General features: G+C 59.5%; 14 protein-coding genes and 2 pseudogenes. 8 read left to right on the top strand and 8 right to left on the bottom strand.

Annotation, left to right across the window (positions count from 1 at the left end; translation table 11 throughout):
* Positions 1 to 22 precede the first annotated feature (22 nt).
* From BLT55_RS24855 to cobG, 6 genes and pseudogenes are all read right to left on the bottom strand, one after another.
* Positions 23 to 721: pseudogene (locus tag BLT55_RS24855) on the bottom strand (hypothetical protein).
* Between the two features lie 58 nt (positions 722 to 779).
* Positions 780 to 1,604, bottom strand: coding sequence for a hypothetical protein (locus BLT55_RS24850; RefSeq protein WP_055002055.1), 825 nt, complete (start codon positions 1,602 to 1,604; stop codon positions 780 to 782).
* Positions 1,605 to 1,950: 346 nt separating this feature from the next.
* Positions 1,951 to 3,654, bottom strand: a complete 1,704-nt coding sequence (cobJ, locus tag BLT55_RS24845; RefSeq protein WP_055002056.1) for a precorrin-3B C(17)-methyltransferase — start codon at positions 3,652 to 3,654, stop codon at positions 1,951 to 1,953.
* On the bottom strand, positions 3,654 to 4,385 hold the full coding sequence (locus BLT55_RS24840; protein WP_055002064.1) for a precorrin-2 C(20)-methyltransferase: 732 nt from the start codon (positions 4,383 to 4,385) through the stop codon (positions 3,654 to 3,656). Before BLT55_RS24840 ends, cobJ begins: the two co-directional genes overlap by 1 nt.
* Positions 4,385 to 5,011, bottom strand: a complete 627-nt coding sequence (locus tag BLT55_RS24835) for a precorrin-8X methylmutase (RefSeq protein ID WP_055002057.1) — start codon at positions 5,009 to 5,011, stop codon at positions 4,385 to 4,387. Before BLT55_RS24835 ends, BLT55_RS24840 begins: the two co-directional genes overlap by 1 nt.
* Complete coding sequence (gene cobG / locus BLT55_RS24830) at positions 5,008 to 6,348, bottom strand: precorrin-3B synthase (RefSeq protein WP_074801062.1); 1,341 nt, start codon at positions 6,346 to 6,348, stop codon at positions 5,008 to 5,010. Before cobG ends, BLT55_RS24835 begins: the two co-directional genes overlap by 4 nt.
* 135 nt (positions 6,349 to 6,483) lie before the next feature.
* On the opposite strand from cobG, the gene BLT55_RS24825 reads away from it, so the two are divergent.
* From BLT55_RS24825 to BLT55_RS24815, 3 genes are read left to right on the top strand one after another with little or no spacing between them, the layout of a single operon-like run.
* On the top strand, positions 6,484 to 7,686 hold the full coding sequence (locus BLT55_RS24825; RefSeq protein ID WP_055002059.1) for a bifunctional cobalt-precorrin-7 (C(5))-methyltransferase/cobalt-precorrin-6B (C(15))-methyltransferase: 1,203 nt from the start codon (positions 6,484 to 6,486) through the stop codon (positions 7,684 to 7,686).
* Positions 7,686 to 8,798 carry a cobalt-precorrin-5B (C(1))-methyltransferase gene (locus BLT55_RS24820; RefSeq protein WP_055002060.1) on the top strand — a complete coding sequence of 371 codons (1,113 nt, stop codon included), beginning with the start codon at positions 7,686 to 7,688 and terminating at the stop codon, positions 8,796 to 8,798. Before BLT55_RS24825 ends, BLT55_RS24820 begins: the two co-directional genes overlap by 1 nt.
* On the top strand, positions 8,795 to 9,511 hold the full coding sequence (locus BLT55_RS24815; protein WP_055002061.1) for a cobalt-precorrin-6A reductase: 717 nt from the start codon (positions 8,795 to 8,797) through the stop codon (positions 9,509 to 9,511). Before BLT55_RS24820 ends, BLT55_RS24815 begins: the two co-directional genes overlap by 4 nt.
* A 237-nt stretch (positions 9,512 to 9,748) precedes the next feature.
* Here the strand turns inward: BLT55_RS24815 and BLT55_RS24810 are convergent, their stop codons facing one another.
* Positions 9,749 to 10,207: an REP-associated tyrosine transposase gene (locus tag BLT55_RS24810; RefSeq protein ID WP_055002062.1), complete on the bottom strand. Its 459-nt coding sequence runs from the start codon at positions 10,205 to 10,207 to the stop codon at positions 9,749 to 9,751.
* 136 nt (positions 10,208 to 10,343) lie between these two features.
* On the opposite strand from BLT55_RS24810, the pseudogene BLT55_RS24805 reads away from it, so the two are divergent.
* Positions 10,344 to 11,447, top strand: a pseudogene (locus BLT55_RS24805) (IS5-like element ISPsy19 family transposase).
* Positions 11,448 to 11,701: 254 nt separating this feature from the next.
* On the opposite strand, the gene BLT55_RS24800 reads toward BLT55_RS24805, so the two are convergent.
* Positions 11,702 to 12,679, bottom strand: coding sequence for an IS5 family transposase (locus tag BLT55_RS24800; RefSeq protein ID WP_007247761.1), 978 nt, complete (start codon positions 12,677 to 12,679; stop codon positions 11,702 to 11,704).
* A gap of 155 nt (positions 12,680 to 12,834) precedes the next feature.
* Between BLT55_RS24800 and BLT55_RS24795 the strand changes: the two genes are divergently transcribed.
* The 4 genes from BLT55_RS24795 to BLT55_RS24780 all read left to right on the top strand — a co-directional run bounded on the left by BLT55_RS24795 (position 12,835) and on the right by BLT55_RS24780 (position 18,882).
* The gene (locus tag BLT55_RS24795; protein WP_054999421.1) at positions 12,835 to 13,296 is read left to right on the top strand and encodes a copper chaperone PCu(A)C; all 462 of its coding nucleotides are present in this window, start codon (positions 12,835 to 12,837) and stop codon (positions 13,294 to 13,296) included.
* A 46-nt stretch (positions 13,297 to 13,342) separates the two neighbouring features.
* A complete protein-coding gene (locus BLT55_RS24790; protein ID WP_375233528.1) occupies positions 13,343 to 13,738 on the top strand; it encodes a DUF2946 domain-containing protein in 396 nt (131 codons plus the stop codon).
* A gap of 86 nt (positions 13,739 to 13,824) precedes the next feature.
* Positions 13,825 to 15,198 (top strand): PepSY-associated TM helix domain-containing protein, encoded by a 1,374-nt coding sequence (locus tag BLT55_RS24785; protein WP_054999423.1) that lies wholly within the window; start codon positions 13,825 to 13,827, stop codon positions 15,196 to 15,198.
* A 255-nt stretch (positions 15,199 to 15,453) separates the two neighbouring features.
* On the top strand, positions 15,454 to 18,882 hold the full coding sequence (locus tag BLT55_RS24780) for a dermonecrotic toxin domain-containing protein (protein WP_054999424.1): 3,429 nt from the start codon (positions 15,454 to 15,456) through the stop codon (positions 18,880 to 18,882).
* Positions 18,883 to 19,036 lie beyond the last annotated feature (154 nt).

Below are 19,036 nucleotides of genomic sequence, written 5' to 3'. Positions count from 1 at the left end.
GATGATGTTGGCTGTAGCGCGATCAGACATCGGAAACCTCAGTCAACGTCTCGATCAGGCCCGCACGCCTGGTTGCCAGCGCCGAGCTGATTTTGTCGCGAGACTGTAGATACACAAGATCCATCAGGTGCAGGGCGTAGAAGGTCAGACTGATATTGCCAACCGTACTGGCAGGCTCAAGAACGTCGAACAGAAAGCCGTCGCTCAGCGGCTGGCGGGTGACAAAATGGAGCTGTACCAGCGTCAGGTTACGCTGCTCGTCGATGAAACCTGTTTGCACAGCCACGACGGTCTGCGCGCCTCCAGCATGATCCGCCTCCTGTTCAAGCACTTGGCCAGCCAGCAATCGAACGGCCCGACTTCCAGAAGGCTGCGTGCAAGCCTTGCGCAACGACTGCTCCGCATGATCAAGCGCCGCTGGTGTGACTGACGCTGCAAGCGCTCGACGGACACTGCTCCATATTGTCTCGGTAGCGTCTGCCTCCAACGGCTCACTGACATGCTCGCTGGCTTTGAGCATCCAGCCAAAACTCATTGCCGCCGCCAGCTAGGTTTCATTCCATTTATCGAAGCTGGCAAATTTCGGGTATTTCTTCGATGCGGCCAACTGCACATACAGCATCGAGTCCATGACATCGCTGTGCGAGGCCGTCTGACCCTGCTCAGGAAAAAACAGCAGACAACCCGCGTTGACCACCCCGGCGTTCAGTTTCTGCTTCATGGGAAAATTCCTTTTATCCCGGCAGCGGAGACGACACGCGTCTCCGCAAATAATCCATTCAGATCTCGAACGCGTCGATTGCACTCTTGGCGCTGTCGCCCAGTTTTTGCTGAATCATTTCGCGCTGACGTGCATACAGACGGGTGTTGAGCACCAGATTGTCCTCACCCTTCCAGGTTTTGACGTTGGTGTCCTGCCATTCCCAGAACAGAACATTGGTGACTTCGCTGTCGGTCTGAAAGCTGACTGCGGCCATGGCCAGATTGACGGTGCCATCTGCCGACTCAATGCAGGAGGCGATGCGAAAACTGCCGCCACGGTGCGCTTTGGTCTGGCTCTCGAACAGGCGCAGCGGCTCTTTTTTGGCACTCAGGGCGGCAACGGCATCAGCGGCGACCTTGAGCATCAACAGCGAGGCAGGGCCTGGCAGAGCCGCGGCGGCGATGGCCGAACCGAGAATCTCGAGACCGACCTCGTCCATGGTGAAGCGTTGCTGCGCGGCACTGTAACGCGAGTAGTTCCAGTGCGTGGACAGCCAGCCAACCTTGGAGAGCACTTCATTAAATTTGTCGTACCACTGATCGCCCTCTGTTTCGGCGTTGAACTCCTTGTTGGCGACCAGGGTAGCGAACAGAAAGGAGTCCATTACGTCGTCCTTGTTCAGCCGCGACACGCCCTCGGCAAAGGCGATAAGGCCGCCTGCGACGACTGCGGCTGTAGCGCCCTCGTCACTTGCGGTGGCGCCCGTCGCATCGCCGCCCACCAGACGCGACGGGGCATTTCGAGCTGCAAAGGCGGCCAATTGCGGGGGGCAGTCAGCCAGCTCACAGGCAGCGAGGTAATCAAGGTTATCGATGGTGCTCACAGGGGTTTCCTTTTTCATTTCATTAGTCCTTTAATTAATGCGTCCCGATAGACAGGAACAAGACTAACGAAATAAAACGGATTGCCTGGCCGCGCCCTGTATCGATAAATGTCTGCGCCAAGTCGCCAGATTGCTGATTGCTGCGAAAAAGCAACACGTGGAACGGCCTGTGATCCCCTGACAGATCGGGCATAACAGAGCACTCCACGGGCAAACAACGAAATGAATTACAAGGTGGGTAGCTCGCAAGCGATCAATTCCCGCGATATGCAGGCCGAAAGTCCAGCTTGCATATCGCGCTTTTACATAAGGGTTTCGGCGCTTTCCCACAATCACGCGAGGGCCGTATTACAAGTCGTCGGGATCAGGCTGTAGGCTTCTGGCCATACCAGCGCGGCGTATACACCCAATGGCCACCGCTGTTACGAGGAAAGGTGCAGGTCAGCGATGAGCCGATCAGCACCATGGTGCGCATGTCCACCTGCTCCGGTGTCAGTTCACCCAGCGTGATTACACGCAGTGTCTGACCCGGACGACCAACGTCACGGCCCAATGTCACTGGGGTTTCGGGCAGCCGATGCTGACGAACGATTTCCAGCGCACGCCCCAGTTGCCAAGGTCGAGAGCGAGAAATGGGGTTGTAGAAGGCCAGTGCCAGATCGGCTTGGCAGGCAAGGTCGAGACGCTTTTCGATGATCTCCCACGGCTTGAGGTTGTCGGACAGCGACAGCACGCAAAAGTCATGACCCAGCGGTGCGCCGGCCTGAGCGGCGGTTGCCAGCGAGGCCGAGACACCCGGCAGAATCTCCAGCTCGACCGCATGCCAGTGCGGATTATCGGACTCATGCAGCGCTTCGAGCACCGCCGAGGCCATGGCGAAGACGCCCGGATCACCGGACGACACGACTACCACCGAGCGACCTTGCGCGGCCAGCTCGAAGGCATGTCGGGCGCGCAGCATTTCTTCGCGATTGTCGGTGCTGTGCAGCACTTGATCAGCGCGAAACGGCCCGGCCATGCGCACGTAGGTTTCGTAACCCAACACATCATTGGCGCGCGCCAGTTCGGACTTGACGGCCGGTACCATCAGGTCCGTAGCGCCGGGGCCCAGGCCAATCACCGCAACACGCCCACGGCCACGACCGATCCGCTCTGCATCCAGCGGCTGCTCGGCGACGGCAATCGCCATCTGATTACTGACGGAGATGGAAGTCAGTGGCTGCGGCACGGCACTTGAGGCCATGTCGCTGGCCGACCCCGTCTTGACGAAGCGCACGGGAACGCCCAGCTCCGCAGCCGCCTGATGCAGGTGCGCGTTGGCCATCTGCTCTTCGCTGGCCAGCAGGCAGGCCAGGGATTGTTCGGCAATGCGCGAATCATGCAAGGCCGAGCGAACCCGCGCCGCCGTTTCCTCGGTTATTTCACTGACGGCCACCAGCACGCTGCGCGGGTAGATCAGCAATTCATTGGCTGAAGGCTCACGCACGGCAGAGCCGACATGAATCGCCAGTTCGGCTTGCGGATCTTCAGGCAGTTGCGCCCGGTCGAGCCACGGCGCCTCGCCTTCGATGCGCACCGGCTCACCGGAGAGCAGATCGGAGACAAAGCGCTTGCCCAGCTCCAGATCGCCCAACGCATAGCCGCTGGGAGGGTTGAGCAAACACGTGCCGAAACGCAGCTCGCCGCTGGTGGTGATCGCCGGTGCAACACCAAGCCCGGTCGCAATGTTGCGCGCCATGACATTGACCCCGCCCAGACCGCCCAGCAGCGGCACCACGGCGCTGCCGTCTTCGGCCACGGCCAGCACCGGCGGCTCGGCGCCTTTTTCCAGCAACAGCGGCGCCAGCGTGCGGATCACGATGCCCGCCGCACACAGGGCAATGATCGGCGTGTTCTGCCGGTATAACTGACGCAGCGTCGCGCCAAACTCTCGGTAGGTGCAATCAGCGCCGCTCACCCGCTCGGCAAGACCGTGAATCTGCGCGCCAAGAAACAACTGCTGAAGGCGCCGCGCCGTAGCGAGGCTGCCATTGCCCAGGATGACGATGGCCGGAGTGTCGAAAGTCATCAGCCTTGCCACCTGTCGCCGGGGACGATAATCAGCGAAAAGTACGGCGACGACATCGGATCGACCTGATCCAGCGGCACGATTTTCTGGTTGCTCATGGTCGCACGCTCGACATACAGCGCACGCCCGGCCATGCCCAGCTCGGTCAGCACTTCACGCACTTTGTGAAAGTTGCGCCCCAGCTTCATGATCACCGCGGCATCGGCATCGGCCAGCTTGCGCTTCAGGTCATCGTGGGACAGCACACCGGACAGTACCGACAGGCTCTGGTTGCGGTACACCAACGGTGCGCCCAACACCGAAGCGCCGCCGAGCATCGAGCACACACCCGGAATCACTTCGGCCTCATAGCGGTCGGCCAGGCGGTCGTGCAGGTACATATAAGAGCCGTAGAAGAACGGATCGCCTTCGCAGATCACCGCCACATCACGACCGGCGTCCAGATGCGCAGCCACTTGAAGACTGGACGCGTCGTAGAAGTCGCTGATGACTTTCTCGTACGACAGCGGCGCTGGCAAGGCTTCGGTGGTGACCGGGTAGACCAGCGGCATCAACGTTTGAACGTCCTGCAAGTGCGCCTCGATGATGCCGAACGCGTTGCCTTTTTTGCCCTTGGCGACGAAATAGGCAACCACGGGCGACTCGCGCAGCAAGCGCAGGGCCTTGACGGTAATCAGCTCCGGGTCGCCGGGGCCGACGCCCAGGCCAATCAATCGACCGCGTGCCTGCATCATTCGATCTCCGTAGCCAGTGCGTTGACTGCGGCTACGGCCATGGCGCTACCGCCACGGCGGCCCTGCATGATCACGAACGGCACGCCGCGGCTGTCGGCAGCGAGCATGGCCTTGGATTCGGCAGCGCCGACAAAACCCACCGGAAAGCCGAGAATCAGCGCAGGTTTTGGCGCACCCGCATCGAGCATTTCCAGCAGATAGAACAGCGCGGTCGGTGCGTTGCCGATCACCACAACACTGCCTTCCAGGTGCGGACGCCACAGCTCCAGCGCCACGGCCGAGCGGGTGTTGCCCAGTTCCAGCGCCATTTCGCGCACGCCTTCATCGTGCAATGTGCAGATGATCGGGTTATTGGCAGGCAATCGGGTACGGGTGATGCCTTCGGAAACCATGCGTGCGTCGCACAGGATCGGCGCACCGGCGGCCAGGGCGTTGCGCCCGGCGCTACCGGCACCTGGCGAGAAGCGCAGGTCTTCGATGACTTCGACCATCCCGCAGGCGTGGATCACGCGCACGGCGAGTTTTTCCAGGTCGGCAGGGATCGTGTCCAGGCGCGCTTCGGCGCGAATGATCGAGAAGGAATTGCGATATATCTCCTGACCGTCGCGGATGTAATCAATCATGCCATGCTGCTCCGTGAGTCGGCGTTCAACTGCGCACCGACTGCTTCAATAGTAAGGTCACGCGCGCGCAGCACACCGAAACCGGGTTGGGCTGCGTCGCGAAAATAAAGGTCATAACGGCCGGGCGCCACGGCCAGCAAGGTCACCGGCGCGATGTGAGCGGCGGCACAGGAACGCGCGCAACCGCTCAGATGCACAGGCTGACCGCCAGCCAGCCCGGCAGCCAGTTGCAGGGCATCAGCCTTGGTGTCGGCCAGCCCTTTGGCACAACCGGCAGAACCGGTACACGCTACGATCTGCGCCAGCGGCTGTTCGACCGAACAGATCAGGCCCACCGCCTGCAAGTGCGCCATGACCGCTGACGCGCGCGCGACCGGCACATTGGGCAACAACAGGCTTTGCCAAGGCGTCAGGCGCAGAGTGCCGTCGCCCTGATCGGCAGCCAGTTGCGCCACTGTAGCGAGCACGGGCGCGGTCAGACGACCCAGCGGCACCACCGCGCCGACCGCAACCAGACCGGGCTGCGCCTGTGGGTAAACACCGATATGGCGATTGCCCTGAATGGCCGGACGCTGCCAGTCGGTCACTGCGTCATCAACCCGCAACGCGCAGCTCAGTCGGCTGGAAAGCTGGCGCAGCAGCTCATCTGTGGATAACTCTGCCAGCAAATGGCGCATCCGGGTGTGCTCCGGGCGAGCCAGGTCGAGAAACAGCTCAAGCAGCGCGACAACCAGCGCCTCTCCAGCCCTCAGCGGCACGGCGGCCAACGGCCGATCATGGGCCGGACATCCCGCCAAACCGAACGCCAGCCATACTTCACCGTCCAGCTTCAGTGCAGACAGCCACACGTCATGCGGGTGTTCGAGCATGACCAGCGCTTCGCCCGCGTCCAGCGACAACGCGAACTTGGGCGACAGTTCATGAAAACGCGGGTGGTTTTCCAGCGCCTCGATAATCTGCGCCGCCAACGGCCAGGCATCGAACAGCAGGTGCGGATCCAGCCCGGCGGTCGGGCTGAGCATCAGGTTGCGCACATCGTCGCTGGCCGGATTGGCTGGGCCGAGACCAGCGTTCATCAGGCTTTCGATCAGCCGCTCGTGCTCTGCGCCGATGCCGCGAATCTGTAGATTGGCGCGGTTGGTGGCTTCGATCACGCCCTGTGCATAAGTCTGCGCGGCCTCTGCCACTGCCGACGCCTGCACACTGGTAATAACGCCGCCCGCCAGTTTGATCCGGCAGATCCCGCCGTCCAGCGCCGGGACGATACGCAGCAACCCCGGACAGGCCGAGGGGCGTAGCGTTGTCGACGATGTGCGAGCGGACTGCTGCTCGTTCAATGGATCACCCGGTATGAACTGGCTGGAAACGTAAATGGATTAGAGCACTTGTACCCCGTTGGGCGCGGTATTATGCCTGCTTTGTCCGCAGGCATGAAAAGGCGCTCTGTCGGAAGTTCGAATTGAGGTATGTGCATGTCGCCGTGGCTGACAGTGGTGGGAATCGGGGAAGACGGTTACAAAGGGCTGGGCAAGAACGCCCGGCACGCTCTGCTGCACGCTGATCAAGTGTTCGGCGGCCCGCGCCAGCTGGCGTTGCTGCCACCCTGCATCCGTGCCGAACGGCGTGCCTGGCCGAGCCCCTTCTCGCTGAACCCGGTGCTGGAGCAGCGCGGTGCCGAGATTTGCGTACTGGCCAGCGGCGATCCGATGCTGTTCGGCGTCGGTGCCAGCCTGACCCGCGTGGTCGCCCTCGAAGAAATGCGCATTCTGCCTGCGCCTTCTTCTTATTCACTGGCTGCGGCCCGGCTGGGCTGGCCGCTGCAAGAAGTCGTCACGTTGTCGGTGGTCGCTCGGCCCATGGCGGCGCTGAACGCTCACTTTCATCACGGCGTGCGCCTGCTGGTGCTGAGTAATGATGGCAGCAGCCCGGCGATCATCGCGGGTCTGCTGCGTGATCGCGGCTTCGGTCCGAGCCGTATGACCGTGCTGGAGCATCTGGGTGGTGACGCCGAACGGCGTGTCGAGGGGCTGGCCGGCGAATGGGGCAATCCTGACATCGCCGCTCTGAACGTCGTCGCCATCGATTGTCGCGCCGACGCCAGCGCCCTTCGCCTGAGCACCCTGGCCGGTTTGCCGGACACTGCCTTCGAGCATGATGGTCAACTGACCAAGCGCGATGTTCGGGCCATCACCCTCGCCCGCCTTGCACCGGTGCCGGGCGAGCTGCTGTGGGATGTCGGCGCAGGCTGCGGCTCGATCGGCATCGAATGGATGCGTGCGCACCCGACCTGCCGCGCCATGGCCATCGAAGCCGACGAGGGTCGTCAGCAACTGATCGAATTCAATCGCGACGCACTGGGCGTGCCCGGTCTGCAACTGGTTCGCGGCAGCGCGCCACAGGCGTTGAGCGGTCTGGAGCGTCCGGATGCGATTTTCATCGGCGGTGGCGTCACGCGGATCGGCGTGCTGGAAACCTGCTGGGAGCAGTTGCGATCCGGCGGTCGCCTGGTCGCCAACGCGGTGACCCTGCAAAGCGAGGCCGCGTTGATGACCTGGCGCGAACGGCACGGCGGCGAACTGACCCGGATTCACGTCGCGCACGCCCAGCCTCTTGGCGAGTTCGACACCTGGCGCCAGGCCCTGCCGATCACCCTGCTGGACGTAGTCAAACCCTGATGCGCGACGAAACCGCCGAACAGCCTGCTCCGCTGCGCAGTGGCCTGACCACCGGCAGTTGCGCGACCGCGACCAGCCTGGCGGCCGCGCGACTGCTGCTCTGCGGACAGGTCAGCGATGCGGTGGACATCGTCTTGCCCAAGGGCAAGCAGGTGCAGATGCGCCTGGAATTCTGCCGGGTTGTGGATAACTTCGCCGAAGCCGGGACGCTCAAGGATGCCGGCGACGACCCCGACGTCACCCACGGCGCGCTGGTGTTTGCCCGCGTCAGGCTGGAAACGTCACCCGGCGTGCGTTTCGTGGCAGGCCCCGGCGTCGGTAGCGTAACCCGGCCCGGTCTGGTGCTGGCAGTGGGCGAGCCGGCCATCAATCCGGTGCCGCGACGCATGATGACCGAGCATTTGCTGCGGCTGGCGGACGAAGCAGACTACCGCGGCGGTTTCGAAATCACGATTGGTGTCGAAGGCGGCGAAGCGCTGGCGCTCAAGACCATGAACCCGCGCCTCGGCATTCTCGGCGGGCTGTCGATTCTCGGCACCAGCGGGATCGTCCGGCCGTTCTCATGCGCGGCTTACATCGCCTCGATTCATCAGGGCATCGATGTCGCTACCGTCAACGGCCACCGGCACATCGCCGCCTGCACCGGCAATGCCAGTGAAGACACCATGCGCAGGGTCTACAACATCCCCGATATCGCCCTGATCGAAATGGGCGACTTCGTCGGCGCGGTACTCAAGCATCTGCGCAAGGTCCCTGTGGATAAGTTGAGCCTGTGCGGCGGCTTCGGCAAGATCAGTAAACTGGCGGCCGGGCATATGGACCTGCACAGCCGTCATTCCAGCATCGACCTGCCTCAATTGGCGCGTTGGGCAGCGCAGGTCGGCGCGGATGCTGCCTTGCAGCAACAGATCCTGCACGCCAATACCAGTCAGCAGGCGCTGGCGATGTGCGCTGCGGCAGGGGTGCGGCTGGGTGATGAGGTGTGTCGTCATGCGCTGGCGTTTGCCCGCAGCGTGGTGCCTGCCACTGTTCAGGTCGAGGTGTTCGCCATCGACCGTCAGGGCGGGATAGTCGGTCAGGCGGGCGTTGCGTTATCGAAGGAACACAGATGAAACGAATTCTGCTGTTGGGCGGCATTACCGAAGCGCTGGCGATTGCTCGCAGGCTCGGGCCTGAGCACATCTACAGCCTGGCCGGCGTGGGCCGGGTACCGACGGACCTGACGTGCCAGTTGAAAGTCGGTGGCTATGGCGGCGCAGAAGGCATGGCGCAGTACATGCGCGAACAGGGTATCGACCTGCTGCTGGATGCCACCCATCCGTATGCCGCACAGATCAGCCACAATGCGGCGCTCGCGGCGCAGATGGCGGACATCCCCTGCTGGGCTTTACGCCGCACAAGCTGGCAAGCCGGTCCGGATGATGACTGGCGTGAAGTGGCCGACTGGGCAGAACTGATCGCGGCGCTGGCCCCGTTCAAACGCCCGCTGTTCACCTTGGGTCGCGAGCCGTTGCAGCACTTGCATGAAATCCCGGCACATCAGTTCTGGACACTGCGCGCGCTGGACAGCTACCCCGGCAACGAACGCTGTGAAGTCATCGGCGCCCGCGGTCCGTTCTTCCTGGACGATGAACGTCAGCTGTTTGAACAACGTAATATCGACGTCCTGATCAGCAAAAACAGCGGCAGCCGCTCCACCGAACCCAAACTCGACGTCGCCCGCGAACGCGGCCTGCCCGTACTCATCCTCAAGCGCCCGCAGTTGCCTGAGGTGGACAGGATTTTGTGGAGCGTGGATGAGGTGCTTGGGGCGCTGGCATTTTGAGACTGTCTCAAATGCGGGATCGCCGCCCTGGTCGCTCACATGATCGACAACGCTTATGTGGGAGTGACCGGGGCGGCGATCCGCATTGCTCACAAAGAGGCCCGTATGACCACCGAAGATTTATGCTCAATGTGAGTCCGCCTTCGCGAGCAAGCTCGCTCCCACAAGATCAATGCATGCCTTGAGCGGCAGCCTTCGCGAGCAATACGGTTCGCCGCCACGGTCGCTCTCACATTTTCAAAGCCAGATAGCGTCCCATAAGGGATAATCACGCACGCTTTTGACCAGGCCGGCGCGAACAGGGTTGGCAACAACGTAACGGGCATAATTCACAAGGCTGTCTTCAGTCCGGATGCTGGTGTCGTGGAATCCGCTTTGCCAAAACGGCCCACTGCAGCACTTTGCTCTGTTTATGGCGATCGCGCTTTTCGATTTAACGCGCTGTACAACTCGGGATAAAGATTGACCATTCAACTGCAGCAGCCAGTGGATATGGTCGGGCATGATGACCCAAGCCAGTGAATCAGCCAGTTGCTGCTCCTGGACTTGCCGAAGTTCATCGACGAGCAGGCGCCCCATTCGCCAATCGGAAAAAACAGGATTTCTCTGAAATGTTTTTGCGGTTACCAGATAAATTCGGCCTGCACTCGATATTCGCCCCGAGCGCAAACGATGTGACTGTGCCCTCTCGTTCATTCTCATCACCTTATGGCTGTGTGCTGAGGAGCAACTCTACGAAACGGGCGCAAGCGATAGGGCTCAAAGGTTTACCTAGAGGGTGTAGACAAAATAAATTAAACTTTCACTCCCTTGTCTGAATAGCCCTCAAGCCATGCCTAAAACCGGACGTCCTCGCTCGATTGCCGCCGAGCACTATCCCGTGCTGGTGAAACTCGCTCATGCACAGCCCTATTCCAGCCAGGCCGAATTGGCGCTCGTATTCTTCGCCGAAACCGGTATCACTGCGCATCCCGACACCTTTGCAAAAGCGTTGAAAATGGCAGGGATTACGCGTGTAAAGCAGCGGGCCAAGGGAAGTTTTCAGTCACCTGAACCTAATAAAGCCTATGGCTACAATGAAACCCACCGCCGCCAACTGCCGGAGCAGCTATATCCGAGTTGCTTGACAGATACCGAGTGGGCACTGGTCGCCGACCTGTTTGAAAGCCAGGGCGGACGAGGAGTGCCACCGCTTCACTCTCGGCGCACGTTGCTGGAAGCCTGTTGCTATGTCGTACGCACGGGGTGCTCATGGCGAATGCTACCCCGCGATTTTCCTCATTGGGACAATGTCTACAAAACGTTCCGCCGGTGGAGCGCTCAAGGCAAGTTCGAGCAAATGCATGATCGCTTGCGAGCTCAATGGCGTGAGCGGGAAGAACGCGCTGACAGCCCGTCAGCAGCGATCCTGGATTCACAGTCGACCCGCAGTTCTCCTCAAGGCGGTGACAGCGGCTACGACGCAGGCAAAAAAGTGAAGGGGCGTAAACGAAGTCTGATTGTCGATACATTGGGCCTGCTGCTGGCTGTCAGTATCAGTGCTGCAAGCGTGCAGGATCGTGACGCGGCGGATGATGCGGTGGCGTACTCGAAGGAAAAATATCCGTCACTGAGCACGCTTTTTGTTGATAGTGCGTACGCAGGAAAATGGGCACAGCGCACCCATCAACTGCACGCTATCGATGTTCAAGTGATCCGTGGCCCGAATAACAGAAGAACAGGGCAATGGCACTCTGAACAAGGCGATCTATTTTCCGTGGAGCCTGTTCAGACTGGATTTGTGGTCATGCCCAAGCGATGGGTAGTGGAGCGAACTCATGCCTAGAATGAGAGAGCTCGGCGACTGATCATGCATCATGATCGCCTTTTTGCGGTAAGCGAGGCATGGGTTTGGTTGGCCGAGGCTCGAATACTCGCGCGCCGACTCACTACATGATTTTGTCTACACCCTCTTAGGGCGTGCATTATTGGAATAAAGTTTGCCGGGTCTTATGGTATAAAAACAGTATGACTGTCGATTGAATACTTTTTAGATGCTTAGCTAGGGAGACGCTGAACAATTAACCCGTTCGCACCGTCCCCATTTCCAAGCCGGTTTTTTTCAACCTGCCGGCCTTATTTTACGTTTCTCGAGCAGATTTCTGCCCTCATTTTGCTGAAAGGCGGGCCAGTCCCGCCTTTCAGATGGATTTATCCTGCCGTCTGTTGTAAATACCGCTTGGCCAGCATCAGATTGGCCAACCCAAACAAACTGAACAACTGCGCTGTATTCTTTTCCAGCCCACGGTAGCGAACCTTGCGATGATTGAAGCGCACCTTGATTACCTGGAAGGGGTGCTCGACCTTGGCACGCAGTTGCGCCTTGGCATATTCAATTTTGCGCTTGACCCGATACAGCACGCTGCCTTCGCCGTGCTGCTTGTAACTGCTTGGCCGTTCTGCAATCGACCAGATAACGTCCCGTTCAGCATGCTCCGGTCGCTTGGCCGCACCGGTGTATCCAGCGTCACCCGAAACATAGGTTTCGTCACCGTGAAGCAACTGGCCAACCTGGGTGACATCCGCCACGTTAGCGGCCGTCCCTACTACGCTGTGCACCAGCCCCGACGTGGCGTCTACACCAATGTGGGCCTTCATCCCAAAGTGCCATTGATTGCCTTTCCTGGCCTGATGCATCTCAGGATCACGCTTGCCTTCTCGGTTCTTGACCGAGGGCGGCGCGGCGATCAGAGTAGCGTCGACGATAGTGCCTTCCTTGAGCAGCAGCCCCCGGCTGGCCAGATGCTGGTTAATCGTTTCAAACAGCAGCCGGGTTAGCTGATGGACTTCCAGCAAGCGGCGAAAACGCAGCAAGGTGGTGGCATCCGGTGCAGACTCGCGACCCAGGTCGATACCCATAAAACCGCGGATGGCCTGGCTGTCGTAGACGGCATCTTCGCAACCTTCATCGGAGAAACCGAAACACTGCTGCACGACGTACATGCGCAACATGCGCGACACCCCTATCGCAGGGCGTCCGCGCTTGCCTGCGGTGTTGCTATAAAACGGCGCCACTTGCGCCTCCAGCAGGGCCCAGGGCACCAACTGTTCAAGGTCAGCCAGGAAGCGATCTCGGCGAGTCTGCTTTTTCTTGCCGGTATATTCGAGTTCGGAGAAGGTCTTCTGCACGCGCGTAACGCTCACGGAGAGGGAGGCTGTTGAAGGAACTTAGTGTGCCAAGGGTGGGGACAGTTGGCTATTTTTGCAGCGCCTCCCTAGGTATTTCAAATGCTTGGTCGAGCCATCTTCTCACTCCTTTCCAGAACGCCCCGGAGAATCCCCCCATGCTCAAAAAAGCACTCCTGCTGGCCGCATTACTGCTGCCGGCCTGTTTCGTCCACGCTCATGAGTACAAGGCAGGGCCGTTGCTGATCGGTCATCCGTGGTCGATGGAGCTGCCGCCCAATGCGCCAACGGTGGCGGTGTATTTCATTATCGAGAACAAGGGCGACAGCGCCGACCGGCTGCTCAGTGTCGATACACCCATCGCCGGGCAGGCGCAATTGCATGAGCATGTACACGCCGACGGGCTGATGAAGATGCAACACGTGCAGGCAGTCGATATCCCGGCAGGTGCCAAGGTGAGTTTCGCGCCGATGGCATGGCATGTGATGCTGCTGGACATCAAGGATCGTTCGAAGCTGATCGTCGGCCAGCGCTTCCCGATGACCCTGCATTTTGAAAAGGCGGGAGATGTCGAGGTGCAGGTCGTGGTACAAAAGCAGGCTCCCGAGCACCAGCACTGAGTAGCGTTGCAGATTGAGCACCACCCGTCGTCGCCACAGCCCAGCCCTGCCCCGTAACCGTCGGGGCGCATGGCTGAGCCTGTTTGCCATGTTGATGATCTTTATCGGCCCACTGGTTTCCCAGTCGATGCCGATGGATCAGCACGCCGGCATGTCGACATCCATGTCGATGTCCATGCCCGGCGACAGCCACGCTCATCATGGCGCCGAGCACGCCATGCCTGCCGATACCGGCATGAGCGACCACGCGCTGTGGGCCAAGTGCGGTTATTGCACCCTGCTGTTCAGTTGCCCGGCATTGCCCCATGTACTGGAACTGGTGGCCGCTACGCCGCCCATACCCAGCGACTTCTTTGCGCTGCTGCCGCTACCGGGCCATGCACGCAAGTCGATCTTCCCCAATGCCCGCAGCCGAGCTCCACCGACGCTCGTTACGGCCTGACCCGAACGAAAAAATTCCACGATTGCGCGCCGCTCCATAGCTGTGCGCGATTCGTGCTGTGTTATCCCTGTTGGGGAGCGTTGAACGTGTCCAAACCTGTTGTCTCCTTCTATAACCTTGCCTGGCGATGGCATTTCTACGCCGGGCTGTTCGTCGCGCCATTCATGATCCTGCTGTCGCTGACCGGGATCATCTACCTGTTCAAGCCGCAACTGGACGACCTGATGTACCGCGATCTGCTGTACGTCGCGCCAGCCGAGCATCGTCTGGCTGCCGATGAGCTGCAACAGCGGGTGCTGAGTGCGTATCCACAGAGCTCGATTGGCAAGTATTTTCCGCCGACCAGCACCGAGGGCAGCGCGCAATTCGTTGTCAGCGAACAGGGCCGCGAGCTCAACATTTTCGTCGATCCGTATCGCGGCGAAATTCTTGGCACTCAGGACGCCAAGGATAATTTGCAGGCGATTGCCCGGGCGCTGCATGGCGAATTGATGATTGGCACCGTGGGTGACCGACTCATCGAGCTGGCGGCAGGCTGGGGCATCGTGCTGGTGGTCTCCGGTGTGTATCTATGGTGGCCACGAGGTCGCTCGGCGGCCGGCGTGTTCTGGCCGCGCCTGACCGCCAAAGGCCGTGTACTGTGGCGGGACCTGCACGCAGTGACGGGGTTCTGGGGCGCGCTGTTGTTGCTGTTCATGCTGCTGAGCGGCATGACGTGGACCGGCCTGTGGGGCAAACAATACGCTGCGGTGTGGAACACTTTTCCGGCAGCCATGTGGACCGACGTACCCAAGTCTGACAAGCAGGCTGGTGAGCTGAACAGCGCCAGTGCGCAGACTGTGCCGTGGGCAATGGAGAACACGCCAATGCCGGTTTCGACTGGCGAGCACGCTGAGCACATGAACCACATGCACATGTCCAGCGCACCGGCAGCGCCGACCGTGTCGCTGCAAAAAGTCGTCGACATCGCACGCGCCAGAGAAATCGTACCGGGCTACAGCATCACTCAGCCGAAGACGGCCGACGGTGTATTCACTGTGTCGGTGTTCGCCGACGACCCGCGCGATGACGCTACGCTGCACATCGACCAGTACACTGGCAAGGTGCTGGCCGATGTCCGCTATGTCGATTACAGCGCGGTGTCCAAGGCCACCGAACTGGGCGTGATGCTTCATGAAGGCAAGTTTTTCGGCTGGGTCAATCAGTTGCTGATTCTGCTGGTGTGCCTGATGGTGCTGCTCAGTTCGGTCAGCGGCCTGGTGATCTGGTGGAAGCGCCGCCCTCAAAGCGGACTGGGTGTACCGCCGTTGCGCCACGATCTGCCACGCTGGAAAACCGCGACCGTGGTGATGATTGCGCTGGGGATAATCTTCCCTCTGGTGGGCATTTCGATGCTGATTGTCTGGGTGCTTGACCGAATAGTGCTTTCGCGCTTTGCCAAACGGGCGGCAACAGCTTAGATTGCTCCGTGCGGGGCCTGAAACCATTGAGTGGCGTTGTGATGAATTCCTCCTCATACCCGGTTTCAGGCCTCGCCTCTTCCCAAGTCACCTGACCTGCCTGCTCGTCGCCCCTTCCTACCGACCGCATGGGCATTGCCACGCGTATAGGGCAACGCTGCCCGACAGCCATGCGCCGCCAACACTGGCTAGATGCAATGAACCGCCTGGCTACAGCCTGAAACGGATCATCTTTCATCGAGACGAAGTGGCGCCATGAACGCAACGTTAGACACCTCCCCGCAACCTGTTCAACCTACGCCTGACAGCAGCACATACCCGCCTGCCCTCAGCGACACGATACGAGAGCTGGTGCATGAATTGCTCCGGACAGTAAAACCCGGGCTGGACGTCCAGGCCACCTGGCTGGCTTATCGCGACAGCAGATTACCGCCTGATGCCGAGAACAATATTCACAGTGCTCCGCTGATCGATAGCCTGATCGAGCATTTCACCGGCAGGCTGAGCTGGGAGGACCATGAGGTGCAAGGCTTTTATCCAACGCCTTCAGCCTCTGCGCAGGCACCTGTCATCGAACCCCTGGGCCGAACAGCCATCCTGGATCTCTACGCAGGGGTCAGGCAGCAGCTGGAACCGCTTCACAGTCGAAAACTTTCAGACTATTGGGCCTTTACGCGGCCAGAGGGTGGCACCCGACGCAGCGAATTCCTCGCTGAAAGAATCAGGTGTCTGAAATCTGAATGTGAAATTCAGATTTCTCTGGGAAAGATGACCACACGCCATTTCACGATGCTTTCGGCAGCCTTGAAATCATGTGTGGACAGTGCTGTCGATGAGCTCCAGCCCCACAGCGTTTACAGCGTATCGGCAAGCGTCGACAACGGCGAGCCGGTTGCATTGTCCGGTGCCTTTGCCATCACCCGCAGGTTTCGTACGCAACCTGTAATGACGGACGAAGAAGAGCTGGAAGACATTTTGCTCTTCACCCCTTATGACGGGCTGGAAGCGTTTGCGTCGTTCAAACAGATGAACGACAGCTTGATCCAGCGAGGGACCGATTCTGAATATCGACAGTTTCTTCAAGCGCAGCTTATTCAGGCGGATACGAGTACGACCACGATCAGCACGCTGCGCTGGCATTACACGGCGCTGAGCGGAAACTTCCTCAGTTTGCTGATGAGCCGTCAGGTTACCGAACAACAGTCCGGATTCGCGCGTGCAGTTCAACTTGCTCGCGCGCAACAGATGGACTCTGCTGCCTTCGAACAGTTGTATTGGCGCCTGCTGGCTCCCGACTTTCATTTCAATAACCACCGGCGTCTTGATCAACTGGATGCCGAGCTGGTTTATGCCCACATGCCCGACTGGTGGAAAAACATGGGGCAACGCCAACGCGAAGAATGGCGTGAACAGGCACGGCGCTTTGGTGAGGCAGTCATGAAACTTCAGCGCTCAAGCAATGAATACTTCGATCGCCCCGAGATTGACAGCCAGGTTTACCTCAAACGCTATATCGACCAGCAACTGAGCGATGCACTGAACCGGGCCGGAATAACACTTGAACCGGAGCGAATCAGGGTGTCACTCGTGTCCCTGACAAGTCCGGAAGTCCTCGGAATACAGGGTGCTCCCGTGACCCCGAGTGTATTGACCACCACGGTCCCACTCACGCAACTGGCTCATGACGATGCGTATCGAAAAAAGGCAGAAGATGCAGTACTCATCACAGTGACTGACGATACGGACACCCGCATCAAACCGCTGAACAGCGATTCCATCATAGAGCTGATCAGGGTTATCAAGAACCCGCAACATCTCGACAATTACCTCGACCTCCATCTGAAGTCGTCGGCCTATGCTCATCAACTCAAGCGCTTGCAGCGGGATCAGTTGGAGTCCCAGATGCGGATGGCGTTACTGGAAATCGAGCAGCAGGCCTTCCCACTGACAGGCACCAGCTGGATCAAGGCCGTTCTTGATGGTCCATCGCCCAGAAAACGTCGCACCGTCAATGGTGAAGGAATCGAAGTCAGGTTTTTCAGTGTCAACGGGCTCAAGATGACCAATGTCATGTTGATTGCCCCCATAGACAGCTTCGACAAAGGTCCGCTGGTGCTCTGCACGCTGGACGCCCCGGACGGTGTGGTTTTTCGCTGGTTCAACAGCATGTACCACCTCAAGGTCAGTTTTCTGGAAGAAAAACCATTTCAGCGCTACCTCCTCCAACAGATCCCTGTATCCAGACGTCTGGAGATGTTGCACGCCATGAGCTACGAGAAAGAGGCGAAGCACTGGCGTGTACCGGATATCTTCACACGCCTGTCCCCTATACCGATACCCGAGCGACTGTTGCGCCCGGTGATATTTGTCAGCCAGACCAAAGACTTTTACGAGGAAGGTCACGAGACCAAGATCAATCAATTGATCGTCGAGGCCAGGCGACGCATGAGCCTGACCAGCGATAAAGGGCTGTCCGGGCAGGGTTTCAACCTGTTGACCAGCATCGCGATCCTGTTTTTGCCTGAACCGATCATGATGCCTATCGCGCTGGGCATTGGTTTATACAAGACTTGGAGCGCTTTTTCGAAAATCGAGGAAAACGACCTTGAGGGCGCTGCCGAGGAGTTTCTGAGTGCAGTTGATTACATCGCCATTGCACTGGTTGGCCGTCTGGCGCTGGCACTCAGACCGACAACGTACGCCGTGAGCGCAACACGGCGTCCGCACTTGATACGCCGGATTGGCCGCGACGGGCAGGTGCAGATCGGATACCTGATGTCGCACACCAATACCCCTCGACTGGGTGGATCAAAACTCACCGTCGCAATGGACTCCACACGCTTCGTAGCGATCGAGATAGAGAATCAAACCTGTTACGTAAGCCGTCGTACCAACCTGTTTGGTCATTCGCGGCTTTATCGACCAAGTCCGATCAATGCCAGCCTGCTGGTGCACGAGCAGGAATACGCGTTGCGCACCACCAGCGGGGCCTGGAAAGCCGTGGGCAAAGAAATACCCCGGATCAGCCCACAGGCAATTCGCAATGCCCGGTCACGGTTGGCCAATGCGTTGACCGACTGGCCCTCATCTTTTCAAGAAGCCAGTGCCGTCGAGCGCATGCAGTTCGAGGCTGATTACCTGGCGTTGAGCAAAGCGTCCAATGCAGAAAATCTTTCCGAAATTGTGGCTTACACAGAAGGTGGATCGCCAGACATCAATCCGATGTTGCGCAACGGCATTCGCAGTACGGCCACGCGCAGGTTTCTGGATCAGTTCTGTCGACTCAAGGAATGGCATGGCACAGCTTTTCGCGCGACCTATGTCACCAACAAGGGGATGGCATGCCTTGAACGGGAAGTGGGCGCTGTCTTCGTAGACAACGGCGTGCAGTCCGCATCCGTGGCGCGAGCCAACGCCTCCCGATGGAGCCAGGACGGATTTGTGAGCAGCAACGCCAACATCGAAAATCATCCTGTTTTCTTTATCTTTGCACCGGGCATTCCCAAGAAGAACATGTTTACCGGCTTTCTCGGCGATCACGTTGCTATCCCACCGGGGACCCCGATGCAGCTTGCGGCCACGCAGCGGCTCAACGGTCAACTGTTTGCGTGGTTCGACGTCCCGGAACAACTTGTAGACCACACCTACGACCCTTACAGCGGCGAGCAGGAAATCTGGGTGTAAAACCTGACAAGCTGGCTTTCCTGCCCCGCACCATTGCGATGCACCGCGTGCACTCTGCGCAAATACTCGTTCCAGCTTGGTGCGCAACCGCCAGCCGGGCGCAATACATTTGCTCCATTTGAGACGTCAGCGCGTTGGCCCAGCAATTGCTAAA

It is taken from the genome of Pseudomonas cannabina (assembly GCF_900100365.1).
Lineage (GTDB): Bacteria > Pseudomonadota > Gammaproteobacteria > Pseudomonadales > Pseudomonadaceae > Aquipseudomonas > Aquipseudomonas cannabina.
This window is presented reverse-complemented; position numbering and strand designations above follow the sequence as displayed.

Bases quoted from the DNA above. Each gene is read 5' to 3' on its own strand.
- BLT55_RS24850 (WP_055002055.1), bottom strand. From the start codon at position 1,604: ATGAAAAAGGAAACCCCTGTGAGCACCATCGATAACCTTGATTACCTC.
- cobJ (WP_055002056.1), bottom strand. From the start codon at position 3,654: ATGACTTTCGACACTCCGGCCATCGTCATCCTGGGCAATGGCAGCCTC.
- BLT55_RS24840 (WP_055002064.1), bottom strand. From the start codon at position 4,385: ATGCAGGCACGCGGTCGATTGATTGGCCTGGGCGTCGGCCCCGGCGAC.
- BLT55_RS24835 (WP_055002057.1), bottom strand. From the start codon at position 5,011: ATGATTGATTACATCCGCGACGGTCAGGAGATATATCGCAATTCCTTC.
- BLT55_RS24825 (WP_055002059.1), top strand. From the start codon at position 6,484: ATGTCGCCGTGGCTGACAGTGGTGGGAATCGGGGAAGACGGTTACAAA.
- BLT55_RS24820 (WP_055002060.1), top strand. From the start codon at position 7,686: ATGCGCGACGAAACCGCCGAACAGCCTGCTCCGCTGCGCAGTGGCCTG.
- BLT55_RS24815 (WP_055002061.1), top strand. From the start codon at position 8,795: ATGAAACGAATTCTGCTGTTGGGCGGCATTACCGAAGCGCTGGCGATT.
- BLT55_RS24810 (WP_055002062.1), bottom strand. From the start codon at position 10,207: ATGAACGAGAGGGCACAGTCACATCGTTTGCGCTCGGGGCGAATATCG.
- BLT55_RS24795 (WP_054999421.1), top strand. From the start codon at position 12,835: ATGCTCAAAAAAGCACTCCTGCTGGCCGCATTACTGCTGCCGGCCTGT.
- BLT55_RS24780 (WP_054999424.1), top strand. From the start codon at position 15,454: ATGAACGCAACGTTAGACACCTCCCCGCAACCTGTTCAACCTACGCCT.